This window comes from Paenibacillus sp. MSJ-34 (assembly GCF_018918005.1).
Lineage (GTDB): Bacteria > Bacillota > Bacilli > Paenibacillales > Paenibacillaceae > MSJ-34.
The window spans coordinates 39,446-53,109 of record NZ_JAHLPR010000039.1; the positions used below are offsets into that span (position 1 = coordinate 39,446).

Sequence of the window (13,664 nt, forward strand, 5' to 3'; positions counted from 1 at the left end):
GTCCTCCATAATTAAGATGGATAGGAAGAAAACTTAATTTAGCTTGCCCGAATCAGGGGTCCCTTATCAATCGACTGTGAAAAGCGCAAACCCAAAGTCTCTTGCAAAACGATTCGGATAAAATGGCTCCGATTGTCAAAAAATAAAGTGAAAAATTCGCAAAGTCAGGGGATTGGCATGAAGTTATCTTCGTTATTGATCGGACTCGTCACGACACGAATTTCCGGCGACCCGCATATTGAGATTAACCGCATCGTCGTCGATTCCCGACAGGTGAAGCAGGGAGATCTGTTCGTCTGCATTCCCGGCTTGACGGTCGACGGCCATCGATTCGCGGCCGAAGCGATAGCGAATGGAGCCGTTGCCTTGATGACCGACCGGGAAATGGCCGGATTGTCCGATCCGATAACGATCGTACAAGTGCGCGACACCCGGCGGGCTCTCGCCGTTATGGCCGACGCATTTTACGGGCATCCTTCCCATCGTTTGAAGCTGATCGGCGTGACCGGCACAAACGGCAAGACCACGACAACCCATATGATCGAAACGATCCTGAACCGTTACGGCCAAAAAACCGGCTTAATCGGTACAATGTACATGCGTATTGGCGAGCATCAGGAGAAAACGGTAAATACGACGCCCGAATCGTTGGAGTTGCAGCGCTATTTGCACGATATGAAAAAGCATGGGGCCGAATACGCCGTTGTGGAAGTTTCGTCTCAAGCGATCGATATGGGCAGAGTGAGAGGCTGCGATTTCAAAACGGCGGTATTCACCAATTTAACGCATGATCATTTGGATTACCACCGAACGATGGATCGATATCTTCATACGAAAGCGCTCTTGTTCGCTCAACTCGGCAATAAATTCGGGGCGCCGCCGAAGACGGCCGTATTAAATACGGACGACCCCGCGGCACAATATATCGCCGAACAAACTTCCGCGACCCTCGTCACATACGGAATCCGCCATCCCGCCGACGTATGGGCGAGCGACATACGAACGATGCCGGACGGGACGACGTTTACGGCGAATACGTTTCGGGGCGCGTTTCCGATCCGTTTAAACATTGTCGGCTGGTTTAATATTTACAACGCGCTGGCCGCGATTGCCGTTTGCCTCATCGAAGGCGTGCCCGTCGAGCATATTCGCTCAGGCCTTGCGTCGTTTATGGGGGTGAAGGGCCGGTTCCAACCGATACGCAGCGGACAAGACTTTTCGGTTATTGTCGATTACGCGCATAATCCCGACGGGCTGGAAAAGGCTTTGAGAACGGCGCGCGAACTGACGAGCGGCAAGCTGATTTGCGTCTTCGGCTGCGAAGGCGACCGCGATCGGGAGAAGCGTCCCATGATGTCGCAAATCGCCGCGCAATGGTCCGACCTCGCGATTCTAACGTCCGACAATCCCCGTTCCGAAGATCCGGATCGCATTATTGACGAGATGGCGCGAGGGCTGGGCGCGAATCCTTTCGCCGACCGCTGTTTGCGCATTACAGACCGCAGGGAAGCGATTCGCCACGCGATCCATGCGGCAGGGACGCAGGATTGCGTCATTATTGCCGGCAAAGGGCATGAGACGGTCCAAATCGTTAAAACGGACAAGCTGCCATTCGACGACTCCGAAGTGGCCGCGGAATTCATTCGGGAGAGAAGCCGAAGCAGATAGGAGACGCTACGTCCGACCTTTTCCCCGTTGCAAGCCGGAGAGGATCATGATCGCGTACGCCCAGAAAAGCCATGCGCACAGAAGCGGAAGTTGTTCCGCGGTCAACCCGGGAAAGACCGTTTGGTACCAAGCAATACTGAACATGTCCAGCAGCATGCCGGGGACAGCCACCGAGACGGCAGCATGCATACGTTCGCCGCGGGAAACGTTTCGCAACTTGAACAACCCGATTAAGACGGGCCGCATCGCCAGAACGACGGCAAAAAGGACAACAATCAACGTCATATTGCCGGGATCGAGCAAGACCGAACCGCCGAACCTGAAAACGAGCGTAGCGGCCAGCCATAACAAAAAACCGAATATCGCAAAAAAAATCATTGCAATCCCTCCCTATTCGCTTGCGTCAAACCATAAGTTGCAAAGCCGCTCGACCGCATCGTACGCCTCGTCGACGGGAAAATCCTCGTTCAACAGAGCTTGCAGCGCTAAACCGTCAATCAGCGCATTGATAAGAATCGCGGCCGTCCCGGACGGCAGTTCTTCCGTTCTCTGTCCCGCGCCGTCCAGCAATTGGCTGAGGCGGTCGTTTTCCATCCGAAGCAATGTCCCGAGTTGTTTGCGAATATCGGCTTGCTGAAAACCGGCGACTACAAGCGAATAAAACAATTGATGGTAAAAAGATCGGTATTGGCAGCGGCTTCGGGCGGATTGCAGCGCTTGCCCGATCCCCTCCCTGCGCTCGAGCGAAACGGTCCGGTTATTCAAATCGTTCCATGAAGATTCGCATAAATCTTTGACAATTTCGAACAATAGCTGATCTTTCGTACGAAAGTGATAAAATACCGTGCCTTGCGTAACGCCCGCTCCCTCGGCAACCGCCTTGAGCGTGAGCTTGCCGATTCCGTCTTCTGCAATGCAACGCTTGGCTGAAGCAAGCAAATCCGCTTTCGAAACGACATTCGGTTTCGCCATAGGTTCATCTCCCTCGCATATGTAAGTTATCCAACTAACTAACTTAAGTTCATTGTAACGATCTGCCGTTTCCAAGTCAACGTCTTTTCCGAAAGGAATCGCCCAAAAAAACGCCAATACGCAAACAAGCGCCTCTCTCGAAGAAGACGCTTGTTCGATGCCCCGGCGCATTACCTGAACATGCCCCATAGCTTTAACAGATGAAACGTATTATTCGGATCGATTTTTTGATCGATAACGAACGATACGATTTGTTCTTCCTGCACACTGGTCAATCTTTCATGCAAAATGCCGCAAGCCGTCTTCAGCAGCCTGCGGACTTTGACGCGATCCTGAAGATCGTATTTCGTCACTCCGTTCATTAACTGCTTCATCCTGTCTTTGACGACGGGATTTTTCATTTTCAGCTTCACGCGCTCGACCAAGGCCGGATCGATGCCGTATTTATGATAGCTCAACGCGAGCACCTCCTGGAAAAGACCTATTTTCCAAGTATATGCCGCATAGCTTGGCTAATTGATCAATCCAACAGATCGCCCTGGAAAATTTGTTCGCGCTGCAAGAAACGGCGCAGCGGCGCATATTCCGCAGCCGTCCAGAAGCGTTCTTCCGCCACAAGCGCCGCCGCATCGTCCCTGGCCTGTTCCAGTACGGCAAAATCGCTCACCATATCGGCAAGCCGAAATTCCGGCAACCCGCTTTGTTTCGTACCGAAAAAATCGCCCGGCCCGCGCAGTTCCAAATCCCGGCGCGACACTTCGAACCCGTCGTCCGTCTCCGTCATCACCTGCATGCGTTCCTGGCCTACCTCCGATTTCGGATCGGCGATCAGCACGCAATACGATTGATGCTCGCCCCGGCCGACACGTCCGCGCAGCTGATGAAGCTGCGACAAGCCGAACCGGTCGGCATCCATGACGATCATAAGCGTCGCATTCGGCACGTCGACTCCAACTTCAACGACCGTGGTGGAGATAAGCACATGTACGCTGCCTTCGCTGAACATGCGCATCACTTCCTCCTTCTCCTGCGCCGCCATCCGGCCGTGCAGCAAGCCGATCCGGTATTGCGGCAGCGCCTGCTGCATTTGCACGTGCAGATCGATGGCGTTCTGCACGTCGAGCTTGTCCGATTCCTCAATCAGCGGACATATCATATAAGCTTGCCGGCCTTGATCGACTTCCTTGCGAATAAAGCCGAGCACCCGGTCCAGCATATCGTGCTTGACCCAATAAGTAATGATCGGTTTGCGTCCCTTCGGCCGCTCCGACAGCGTCGATACGTCCATATCCCCGAACGCCGTAATGGCGAGCGTACGCGGAATCGGCGTCGCCGTCATCGTCAGCACGTCCGGATTCATCCCTTTCCTCCGCAATATGCTGCGCTGATTGACGCCGAACCGGTGCTGCTCGTCCGTAACGACCAATCCCAATTGGCGGAAAAACACGTCCTCCTGAATGAGCGCGTGCGTACCGACAACGATATCGATGATGCCCATTTGCAGCGCGCCGAGCAATTCGCGCCGTTTGCGTTCCGTCAAGCTGCCCGTAAGCAGGCCGACTTCGATGCCATGAGGCGCGAACATTTGCTGCAGCGATCTGCTATGCTGCTCGGCCAATATTTCCGTCGGCACCATAAGCGCTCCTTGATACCCGGCCTTTACCGTCGCATACAAAGCGATCGCCGCCACCGCAGTTTTGCCCGAGCCTACATCGCCTTGAAGCAGACGGTTCATGCAATATGGGGCGCGCATATCGTTCAAAATTTCGAGAACCGCCCGCTTCTGCGCGTCCGTCAATTCATACGGCAAACTGCGCGTAAATTGACGAACCGTTGCGTTATCCACCGCTTGCGCGGCTCCGTCCATCCGGTTGCGCGTTAGAGCGCGGAACGCTTGCAGTTTCAGCTGAAACAGAAACAATTCCTCGTATACCATCCGTTTGCGGGCCAGCCCGCCTTCCGCCGCATCCTGCGGCTGATGGATATGCGCAATCGCCTGTTTCCGGGGCATAAAACCGTATTTAGCAACGAGCGGCTGCGGAAGCACTTCCTCGATCATCGCTCCGAACTGCGTCAACGCTTGCGTCATCGTCTTGCGCATCCATGCCTGCGTTATTTTGCCGCCGACGGAATAGACAGGCTGCAGCGTGCCCGAGCGGCCTCCGCCGCGATCCGGAAATTCGGATTCGCCCACGGTTAACTGCATCCTTTTCTGCTCCCATTTCCCTGTCATGACGATTTCCCTGCCGACCGTAAGCTGATCGCGCAGGAAATGGCGGTTAAACCAAGTCGCCGTCACCATCCATTGCTCAATCATCACTTTGCAGCTCAAACGCGATTTATTTCGCCCGTATCGCTGCAGCACCGGCACGCCTACGATTTTTCCGAGCACGGTAATTTTCTCCCCATCCTTAACCTCGGATAGATTCCGCAGGCGGTAGTCTTCGTAACGGTACGGGAAATATTCAAGCAGATCGTCGACCGTACAGATGCCGAAGGCGTGAAGCTCTTGTTCCTTCAGAGCTGTCACGCCATGTACTTTTCGAATCGAAATGTTATGTAGTTCCATCTTATTCCCTCATTACTTCGTTTTAGGCGGGACTCATGAACACCGCTATAACGCCGGGCCCTACGTGTGTGCCGATCACGGAGCCGATCAGCGTATAATCGACTTCCGCAACGTCGAAATGTTCGCGCAATTGCGCCTCCATCGCCTCGGCTTCGCTTCGATCGGTCGCGTATCCGATCGTAATATTGACCCTCATGCTCCCTAAATTGCCTTTTAACAACTCGATAATGCGCGCTACCGCTTTTTTATGGCCGCGCACCTTTTCGACCGCATGGACTTCGCCTTCATCGTCAATCGACAGAATCGGCTTAATATTTAGAATCGTGCCGAGCATCGCCGAAGCTTTTCCGATACGTCCGCCTTTTTGCAAATATTCCAACGTATCGACGAGAAAATATAGTTTCCTGCGCTGGCGGAGCGTTTCGACCGCTTCCAAAATTTCTTCCTTGCTCTTCCCTTCCGCGGCCAACCGGGCGGCAGTCACGACCAACATGCCAAATCCGTACGATGCGGACTTTGAATCGATAATCGTAACGTCGATCTTGTCCTCCAACATCGATTTGGCTAAGACGGCCGATTGGTATGTGCCGCTTAGCGCCGCCGAGAGATGAAACGAAATAATTTCCGTGCCGGGTTCAGCGCCAAGCCGCTCATACACTTCCACAAAGTCAACGGGCGAAGGCTGAGACGTCGTCGGCAATTTGCTCGCTTGCTGCAGTTTTTCGTAAAATTGTGCGGGCTCGATCGTAACGGCGTCCGAATACTCCTCCTCGCCGAAATGAACTTTCAGCGGGATCATGGTGATGCCCCACCTCTCCCGCACCTCGCGCGGGATGTCGGACGTACTGTCGGTAACGATTCGAATTTTCCCCATACGGTCCCTCCTCATTATTCATATAATAAGTTCAGCGCAATCCCTTAGACGATCTTCCTTCGTTTATTCAACCGAAAAGAGAAAATGATACACGGGTTGTCCGCCTTCATGCATCTCGACTTCCACATCGGGATGCGCTTCATGAAGCCATTGTACGAGTTCCTCGGTTACCGCCTCATCCGCATCCTCTCCGGTCAAAACCGTAACGATTTCGGCGCCGCCTTCCAGCAAATGATCCAGCAGACGCTTGCAAGTTTCCGTTATAGATTCCGTAGCGGCAACAATTTTCGAGTTGTGAATGCCGATATAGTTGCCGGCCTTAATCTCCAAATCGTCAAAGTTCGTATCTCTCACGGCGTACGTTACTTGTCCGGTTTGTACGCTCGCGATCGCCTGCGACATCGCTTCTTCGTTCGCTTCCGGCATTTCATCCTCTTGGAATGCAATCGCCGCGGCAATTCCTTGCGGAATCGTCTTCGAAGGGATGACCGTAACGTTGCGATCCGTCAAATCTTTCGCTTGCTGCGCGGTCAATATAATATTGGAATTGTTCGGCAGCAGGAACAGATGCTGCGCGGCGATCGAATCGATCGCTTTGACGAAGTCTTCCGTACTCGGGTTCATCGTCTGTCCGCCGGTCAATACGATATCGACGCCTAGCGAGGTGAAGATGTCGGTAATGCCTTTGCCGGACGCGACGGCAATGATGCCGTACGGCGCCATTTCTTCCGCCGGCGGTTCCGCGCTGACTTCGACTCTGGCCGGTTCAGACGAGATTGCGGCATACAACTCCGGCATCGGAGCGACGTCGCCGCCGTCGGCGAGCAAATCGCGATGCTGCTCGCGCATGTTCAAAATGTTGATTTTCGTCAATTCGCCGAATTGCAACGCCTGGGTCAGCACATCTCCCGGAGCTTTGGAATGAACATGCACTTTGACGATTTCGTCGTCGGCAATCACAATAATCGAATCCCCATTTTTTGCAAGCGCTTTCCTAAAATGTTGCTCGTCAAAGGGTTTCGAGGAAAAATTACCCAGTTTCAAATTGATGAAAAACTCCATATCGTACAGAAACTCGATATCTTCCGTTGCCAATTTCGACTGTGCCGATTGACGGCTCACGCGAATATCCGGTACGGCGCTATCTTCCGCCGGCTTGACCGACCGTTCGGCCGGAGCGGCATGTTCCGCGGCGAACGGTACGGCGCCTTGCTCCAACGCCTTCATGAAGCCTTCGTAAATATAAACCAAACCTTGCCCGCCGGAATCGACAACGCCTACTTGCTTCAGCACAGGCAGCTGTTCGGGCGTTCTCGCCAGCGCCTCCTGGGCTTTGCCGCATACTTCCCTCATCAATTCGATAACATCCGGATGGCGCCGCGCGTGCGACACCGCATGCTTCGCCGCTTCCTTCGCTACCGTTAATATCGTGCCTTCGACAGGCTTGACGACCGCTTTATAAGCCGTATCGACACCGCTTTGCAGCGCTCCTGCGAACTGCGCCGCATCCACCTCGTCCAGACCGGCCACAGCCCGGCTGAAACCTCGAAACAACTGCGACAAAATAACGCCCGAATTCCCTCGCGCGCCCATAAGCAGTCCCTTGGAGAGCACTTCGGCGCATTTGCCGATCGAAGGCGAAGATTTGGCCTTTAATTCGCCCACTCCGGCAGTCATCGTCAAGTTCATGTTCGTTCCCGTATCTCCGTCCGGAACCGGAAATACATTCAATGAATTGACATGATCCGCTTGCTCATGCAGCCGCTCGGCACCTGCCAATACCATGTTCGTAAAATCTGCTCCATTTAATGAAAGCTTCCTCAACCGTGAATTCCCCTTCCTAACTTGATACGCGGACGCCTTGCACATAAACGTTGACGACATCGACGTGAAGCCCTAGAACTTCGTTCAACACATATTTCACTTTAACCTGAATGTTATGCGCAACTTCCGATATTTTTGTTCCATAACTGACAATGATGTACAGATCGATTTGGACTTGATCGTTTTCCCTGCGTACCTCTACGCCGCGCGTTAAATTTTCGCGGCCAAGCAGTTCGGTAATTCCGTCTTTCAACTGCTTGCGCGAAACCATGCCTACGAGCCCATAACATTCCAAAGCTGCCGAACCTGCCAGGATCGACACGACATTGTCCGATATGTTTATCTTCCCATATTCCGTACCGAGTTGAATGGCCATCCTTATCCACTCCTTCTTGAGTATTATGGACTAATCAACATTGTACTATAAGATAATGGATAAATAAATAAAGTTTTTATTTGAGTTGACGAAGCTTTTTTGGCTATGCTATTATATTTAAGTATTGTTTTATGCAGGGTCTTCATACAAGGAGGTGTAACAATATGTCTCGCAAATGCTATGTAACAGGCAAAAAACCGGGAAGCGGAAATCACGTGTCTCACGCGAATAATAAAAATAGACGCACTTGGGGCGTAAACGTACAAAAAGTTCGGATTTTGGTAGACGGCAAGCCGAAACGTGTCTACGTCAGCACTCGCGCTCTGAAAGCCGGCAAAGTAACGCGCGTGTAATCCATTACGATGAATATGCAGGACAAAAAGCACCTGGCCGACAGGTGCTTTTTCTACGTTTAAATTCAATAAAGTTTGCGGTCACCGCTGCAGTTGTCGACCCCGGTCGGCACATCCATAACTCATTGAATACGCTTGTTAATTTTTATGGAACGTATTTAAGATTGCCTTCACGAATCCTCCCAAAAACTTCGGCAATTTGAACGTGTAAAATTTCATGCTTCACCCTCCCCGCTAACTTCGAACCTTCGCTATGTAAACATATGTATGCGGGGAACGCATGCCCTATTCCTCATACGGGAATCGGATGTTCCCGAATATAATTCACAAATGCCAATACGATAATGAATATAAAATAAATGACGACGGCCGACGCGATGAAACCGATGCGCATCTTGACGGATTCGAAATTTTTAAAAAACCGGATGCCTAAAAAGATGGCGGCCAGCGACGCGATCATACTGACGGGAAACGGCAGGATCGAGTATAAGCCAAGCAGCGTTCCGCATAAAACGCTGCTTACGATAAACGACAACGTCTTGGTCAAGTCGTTCTAGTCCCCTTCGCGCCGAACGCTTGCGCGAATCGCGTCGATCGCCGCTTTCCTGTCCGGATGGCCGAATATCGCACTCCCGGCTACCAGCACGTTCGCTCCTGCGGCATATACCTCAGGAGCCGTTTCCGCTTGAATGCCCCCGTCCACTTCGATATGCACATGTTGCAAGCCCTTCTCGTTCAACAGGCTGCGCAGGCGTCTAATTTTGGATAGCGTTCCGGAAATGAATTTTTGTCCGCCGAATCCCGGATTGACCGTCATAACGAGAATGAGATCGATATCGTCGAGGATCTCCTCCACCGCGGCCAGCGGCGTTGCCGGATTGATCGCGACGCCTGCCTTGACGCCAAGCTCCTTAACGGAGTGAACGACGCGATGCAGATGGGTGCACGCTTCGGCATGGACGGTAATCCAATCCGCTCCGGCCTTCGCGAAGGCGGGTACGTACAACTCCGGCTTTTCGATCATAAGATGCACGTCGAGCGGCAGCGCAGTATGCGGGCGAATCGCTTCGACGATGAGCGGCCCAATCGTAATGTTCGGGACGAACTGCCCGTCCATGACATCGACATGAATCCAATCGGCGCCTCCGCGTTCCACATCTTGAATTTCCGCGGCCAGTTTGGCGAAATCGGCTGATAAAATAGATGGTGCGATCGTTAGCATAATTAATACCTCCGTTTTTTGTCTTTCATTTCCGCATGAAATTGCACATAATGCTCATAGCGGCTTGTCGCGATGCGGCCGCTTTCCTTCGCTTCGATGACTTTGCAGCCCGGTTCATGCAAGTGGGTGCAGCCGCGAAATTTGCATTGATCGGCATATTCGCGGAATTCCCGGAAGCAGGAGCCGAGTTCCTCGACCCCAAGCTCCAGAAAGTCCAACTGGCTGAAACCCGGCGTATCCGCCACAAAGCCTCCGCCCTCGAGCGGAATGAGTTCCACATGCCGGGTCGTATGCTTCCCGCGGCCGAGCTTCGCGCTGATCCGGTTCGTCTCAAGATGCAACCCGGGAATGATGCTGTTCAACAGAGACGATTTGCCGACGCCCGATTGACCGGCGAATACGCTGATGCGCCCCGCCAGCAATTTACGAAGCCTTTCCCTCCCCGAACCGCTTACCGCGCTTGTCCCGATCACCTCGTAACCGATCGTTTCGTACATTTCCTTTGCCTGTGCCAAAAGCGCCTTATCTCCCGTCGAGGCTCCGAGCAAGTCCTCCTTCGACAAGCAAATAACCGGGTCGAGCCCGGCATGTTCGATATGAACAAGAAATTTGTCCAGCAATTGCAGATTGAGCGCAGGCTCCCGCACGGAGAATACAAGAATGCCCGTCTCCACGTTCGCGATCGGAGGCCGAATCAATTCCGAGAATCGGGGGAAGATTTCGTCCACCGTTCCTTCCCCGTTCTCGGTCAACATGTATCGAACCTTGTCCCCTACGAGCGGGGAGACGCCTTTCTTCTTGAATATTCCCCGCGCCCTGCATTGCACCGTTTCCGCTTGCGGCCCTTCCTCCGCCAGCGGCTGAACGTAATAATATCCGCTTAACGCTTTAACGATCAAGCCTTCCGGCATATAGTCGCTGCCTCCCGTTCGTAGTCTAGTCCGTAAATTGCTGTTCCGGAGCTTCTCCGTCATGATGCTGTTCTTCTTCATAGAACGCATCCGTGTCGGGAGGAATGTCGGGCTGCGGAACGTTCACCGTTCCCGTCTTCGCTTCCATATACGATACCGGGTAGGTGTCCAGGAATTCTCCATCCCGGAAGACGGATACCGCGCCGTCCTTGTTCGGCGCAAGGACGAGCTCGACCGAGAAAATTTGCGGATTGGTTATATTTTGCGTGCCCCATTCGATATTTTCGCCGCGGGCGTCCGTATAAGTTAACCGGATCTTGCTTTCCGTACCGACTTCTTTCGGCGATACCGGAATATTGAAATCATATACGATCGCCTCCGGCGGATAGCCGGAACTGACGTAGATCATAATTTCCGTTCCTTTCGAGACCGCTTCGCCCGGTTCATGCGGCCATTGCTTGAATACTTCCCCTTTCTGGAAATAGCTTGGTTCCCGCATTATGCCCCCGGATTCCTTCGCCAATTTCAAATCGTTCTTCTCGATGATAGCGATCGCTTCGCTCTCGGTTTTTCCGATCAGACTCGGCATCTTGAACGTTTCGCTGCCTTTGCTGACCGTCAGCGTAATTTGCACCGACTTCGGATCGACCATCTCGCCTTCCGCCGGGCTTTGCTTGAAGATCAGGCCGCTTTCCATCTCATCGTCATAGCCTTCCTCCTGTTTAATTTGGCTTGCGTCGATATTTTCGCTTTCGAGCATACGTACGGCGTCCGCGAATTTCTGGCCGCTCAAATCGGGCATTTTAAACTGAGGCGTGCCTTCGCTGACCGAGATGATGACGGACGAGCCCTTCTTCACTTTCGTGTTCTCAGGTTTGCTCTGGTCGAAGACGATGCCTTTATCGAACCCTTCCTTCGGTTCCCTGATAATCGGATCTTCCACTTCGAGGCCCAATTCGTGAAGCTGCTTGACCGCTTCTTCTTCCGTCAAATTGATCAACTTCGGCATCGTCACCTCGGGCACGACGACTTGGCTTAAAACGTACATAACAAGTCCGAACATCAATCCGAGCACCAGCAGCGTCGAGCCGATCCAAACGACGGGCTTGGCCCAAGGGCGATTGTTCTTGGGCTCCTCCGCTTCCCGATCCTGCTTGGGAGGCTCTTTCTTCGGTTCCCGCGAAGCGGAGGCCGAAGGCTTGGCCGTTTTCGGCTCGGGCCGGATTGCCGGAACGACGCGCGTCTTCTGATCGTCGGCATCCGCATCCGCATCGTCGTCGAACGTTATTTTCGCATCATGCAGGCGTTCCGGCGATAAGCATGTTTCCAAGTCCCGCAGCATTTCCTGCGCCGACTGGTAGCGTTCCTGCGGATTTTTACGCATCGACTTGAGAATAATATTTTCGACGCTTTGCGGAATTAACTTGTTCACTTTGCGCGGCTCTTCGAACTCGTCCTGCAAATGTTTGAGCGCTACGCTGATCGGACTTTCCCCGAGAAACGGCAACTGTCCTGTCAACATTTGGTACATCACGATGCCGAGCGAATAAAGATCCGACTTCGTTCCCGTCGCCACGCCTTTCGCATGCTCCGGCGAAAAATAGTGCACCGAACCCACAACCGAGCCGGTTTGCGTAATCGTCGACGATGTAACGGCCCGCGCAATGCCGAAATCGGTCACCTTCACGCGGCCGTTCTTGCCGATTAATATGTTATGCGGTTTAATGTCGCGATGAATGATTTCGTTATGATGCGCGTGATCGAGCGCGTCGCAAATTTGGGATGCGATATGCACCGCTTCCTCGACTTGCAGCGGCGCTTTTTCCTTAATGATCTCGTTTAAATTATGCCCTTCCACGTATTCCATGACAATATAATGCGTATCGCCTTCCTGGCCGACATCGTATATGCTGACAACGTTAGGATGCGACAACGAGGCGGCAGATTGCGCTTCGCGCCGGAAACGATGGATGAACTCCTCGTCATGGACGAATTGCTGGCGGAGCACTTTAATCGCCACATACCTGTTCAGCAGGAGGTCGAGCCCTTTATACACGAGCGCCATTCCGCCGCCGCCGATGCGCGTTACAATTTCATAACGGTTCCCCAATTCGTGACCAATCATCTATTCCACCCCCTTGCCGATACCGTTGTCCGCGTCATCCGTTTGTTCCAGCAGCACAACGGTTATGTTATCCTCTCCGCCCGCTTGCAAGGCATCCCGCAGCAGACGCTCGGCTTTCTCTTCGAGAGATAGGCTCGGCAAACTGACGATCGCCGCGATTTCTTCGTCCGTCATCAAATCGCTAAGGCCGTCGCTGCAGAGCAGCAATATTTCCCCTTGTTCCAGTTGGATCGGATTGATGTCGACCTCAACTTCGGCATCCGTTCCCAGCGCCCTGATGACAACGTTGCGCCGCGGATGACGGCGCGATTCTTCGAGGCTGATTTGGCCGGATTTCAACAATTCGTTCACCAAAGAATGATCGTCCGTCAGTTGGCGAATAACCGTGTCATTTATGTTGTATGCGCGGCTGTCCCCAATATGACCGACAAATCCGTTTTCCCCGTTCAACAGAACGGCGACGATCGTCGTGCCCATATTATGGTATCGCTCGTCTTGCGACGCCATTTCATAAATGACGTTGTTGGCATGCAATATGGCCTCGCGCAACGCCTCCGCGCACGCCGGCCCCGTTAATCCGGGGGCCAGCGGCATGAGCCTCTCCGCGACCGTTTCAACCGCGATGCGGCTAGCAACTTCCCCGGCCTGATGACCGCCCATCCCATCGGCGATGATCGCGAGCATATATCCGTTCTCAAGCCGCTGCGCCCAGGAACGGTCTTCATTCACCGCTCGCCGTCCGATATCCGTTCGATGTACGACTTTCATTT

General features: G+C 53.1%; 15 protein-coding genes. 2 read left to right on the forward strand and 13 right to left on the reverse strand.

Annotation, left to right across the window (positions count from 1 at the left end):
* The first annotated feature begins 177 nt into the window (after positions 1-177).
* Positions 178-1,668, forward strand: coding sequence for a UDP-N-acetylmuramoyl-L-alanyl-D-glutamate--2,6-diaminopimelate ligase (locus KQI79_RS19645; RefSeq protein WP_216540001.1), 1,491 nt, complete (start codon positions 178-180; stop codon positions 1,666-1,668).
* Positions 1,669-1,674: 6 nt separating this feature from the next.
* On the opposite strand, the gene KQI79_RS19650 is transcribed toward KQI79_RS19645, so the two are convergent.
* From KQI79_RS19650 to KQI79_RS19680, 7 genes are all read right to left on the reverse strand, one after another.
* The gene (locus KQI79_RS19650) at positions 1,675-2,046 is read right to left on the reverse strand and encodes a DUF5367 family protein (protein ID WP_216540002.1); all 372 of its coding nucleotides are present in this window, start codon (positions 2,044-2,046) and stop codon (positions 1,675-1,677) included.
* A 12-nt stretch (positions 2,047-2,058) separates the two neighbouring features.
* Positions 2,059-2,640 (reverse strand): TetR/AcrR family transcriptional regulator, encoded by a 582-nt coding sequence (locus KQI79_RS19655; RefSeq protein WP_216540003.1) that lies wholly within the window; start codon positions 2,638-2,640, stop codon positions 2,059-2,061.
* A 170-nt stretch (positions 2,641-2,810) separates the two neighbouring features.
* A complete protein-coding gene (locus KQI79_RS19660; RefSeq protein ID WP_216540004.1) occupies positions 2,811-3,098 on the reverse strand; it encodes a stage VI sporulation protein F in 288 nt (95 codons plus the stop codon).
* A 62-nt stretch (positions 3,099-3,160) separates the two neighbouring features.
* The gene (gene recG / locus KQI79_RS19665) at positions 3,161-5,209 is read right to left on the reverse strand and encodes an ATP-dependent DNA helicase RecG (protein ID WP_216540005.1); all 2,049 of its coding nucleotides are present in this window, start codon (positions 5,207-5,209) and stop codon (positions 3,161-3,163) included.
* Between the two features lie 22 nt (positions 5,210-5,231).
* On the reverse strand, positions 5,232-6,083 hold the full coding sequence (locus tag KQI79_RS19670) for a DegV family protein (RefSeq protein ID WP_216540006.1): 852 nt from the start codon (positions 6,081-6,083) through the stop codon (positions 5,232-5,234).
* Between the two features lie 63 nt (positions 6,084-6,146).
* The gene (locus tag KQI79_RS19675; protein ID WP_230191936.1) at positions 6,147-7,868 is read right to left on the reverse strand and encodes a DAK2 domain-containing protein; all 1,722 of its coding nucleotides are present in this window, start codon (positions 7,866-7,868) and stop codon (positions 6,147-6,149) included.
* Positions 7,869-7,923: 55 nt separating this feature from the next.
* Entirely contained in the window at positions 7,924-8,283 is a 360-nt protein-coding gene (locus KQI79_RS19680; RefSeq protein WP_216540008.1) for an Asp23/Gls24 family envelope stress response protein, read from the reverse strand.
* Between the two features lie 164 nt (positions 8,284-8,447).
* Between KQI79_RS19680 and rpmB the strand changes: the two genes are divergently transcribed.
* Complete coding sequence (rpmB, locus tag KQI79_RS19685; RefSeq protein WP_216540009.1) at positions 8,448-8,636, forward strand: 50S ribosomal protein L28; 189 nt, start codon at positions 8,448-8,450, stop codon at positions 8,634-8,636.
* A 138-nt stretch (positions 8,637-8,774) separates the two neighbouring features.
* Here the strand turns inward: rpmB and spoVM are convergent, their stop codons facing one another.
* The 6 genes from spoVM to KQI79_RS19715 form a co-directional block, all read right to left on the reverse strand.
* Positions 8,775-8,855, reverse strand: a complete 81-nt coding sequence (gene spoVM / locus KQI79_RS19690) for a stage V sporulation protein SpoVM (protein ID WP_018751565.1) — start codon at positions 8,853-8,855, stop codon at positions 8,775-8,777.
* Between the two features lie 73 nt (positions 8,856-8,928).
* Complete coding sequence (locus KQI79_RS19695; protein ID WP_216540010.1) at positions 8,929-9,183, reverse strand: hypothetical protein; 255 nt, start codon at positions 9,181-9,183, stop codon at positions 8,929-8,931.
* A gap of 6 nt (positions 9,184-9,189) precedes the next feature.
* Positions 9,190-9,858 (reverse strand): ribulose-phosphate 3-epimerase, encoded by a 669-nt coding sequence (gene rpe, locus KQI79_RS19700; protein WP_216540011.1) that lies wholly within the window; start codon positions 9,856-9,858, stop codon positions 9,190-9,192.
* 2 nt (positions 9,859-9,860) lie between these two features.
* Entirely contained in the window at positions 9,861-10,769 is a 909-nt protein-coding gene (gene rsgA / locus KQI79_RS19705; RefSeq protein ID WP_216540031.1) for a ribosome small subunit-dependent GTPase A, read from the reverse strand.
* Between the two features lie 25 nt (positions 10,770-10,794).
* The gene (gene pknB / locus KQI79_RS19710) at positions 10,795-12,894 is read right to left on the reverse strand and encodes a Stk1 family PASTA domain-containing Ser/Thr kinase (protein WP_216540012.1); all 2,100 of its coding nucleotides are present in this window, start codon (positions 12,892-12,894) and stop codon (positions 10,795-10,797) included.
* Positions 12,895-13,662, reverse strand: coding sequence for a Stp1/IreP family PP2C-type Ser/Thr phosphatase (locus KQI79_RS19715; RefSeq protein WP_216540013.1), 768 nt, complete (start codon positions 13,660-13,662; stop codon positions 12,895-12,897).
* Positions 13,663-13,664 lie beyond the last annotated feature (2 nt).

What these genes read in the sequence shown, in the direction of transcription:
- rpe (WP_216540011.1), bottom strand. Translation starts at nt 9,858, where the DNA reads ATGCTAACGATCGCACCATCTATTTTATCAGCCGATTTCGCCAAACTG.
- KQI79_RS19670 (WP_216540006.1), bottom strand. Translation starts at nt 6,083, where the DNA reads ATGGGGAAAATTCGAATCGTTACCGACAGTACGTCCGACATCCCGCGC.
- KQI79_RS19645 (WP_216540001.1), top strand. Translation starts at nt 178, where the DNA reads ATGAAGTTATCTTCGTTATTGATCGGACTCGTCACGACACGAATTTCC.
- KQI79_RS19675 (WP_230191936.1), bottom strand. Translation starts at nt 7,868, where the DNA reads ATGGTATTGGCAGGTGCCGAGCGGCTGCATGAGCAAGCGGATCATGTC.
- KQI79_RS19680 (WP_216540008.1), bottom strand. Translation starts at nt 8,283, where the DNA reads ATGGCCATTCAACTCGGTACGGAATATGGGAAGATAAACATATCGGAC.
- KQI79_RS19715 (WP_216540013.1), bottom strand. Translation starts at nt 13,662, where the DNA reads ATGAAAGTCGTACATCGAACGGATATCGGACGGCGAGCGGTGAATGAA.
- recG (WP_216540005.1), bottom strand. Translation starts at nt 5,209, where the DNA reads ATGGAACTACATAACATTTCGATTCGAAAAGTACATGGCGTGACAGCT.
- rsgA (WP_216540031.1), bottom strand. Translation starts at nt 10,769, where the DNA reads ATGCCGGAAGGCTTGATCGTTAAAGCGTTAAGCGGATATTATTACGTT.
- pknB (WP_216540012.1), bottom strand. Translation starts at nt 12,894, where the DNA reads ATGATTGGTCACGAATTGGGGAACCGTTATGAAATTGTAACGCGCATC.
- KQI79_RS19655 (WP_216540003.1), bottom strand. Translation starts at nt 2,640, where the DNA reads ATGGCGAAACCGAATGTCGTTTCGAAAGCGGATTTGCTTGCTTCAGCC.
- KQI79_RS19650 (WP_216540002.1), bottom strand. Translation starts at nt 2,046, where the DNA reads ATGATTTTTTTTGCGATATTCGGTTTTTTGTTATGGCTGGCCGCTACG.
- rpmB (WP_216540009.1), top strand. Translation starts at nt 8,448, where the DNA reads ATGTCTCGCAAATGCTATGTAACAGGCAAAAAACCGGGAAGCGGAAAT.
- spoVM (WP_018751565.1), bottom strand. Translation starts at nt 8,855, where the DNA reads ATGAAATTTTACACGTTCAAATTGCCGAAGTTTTTGGGAGGATTCGTG.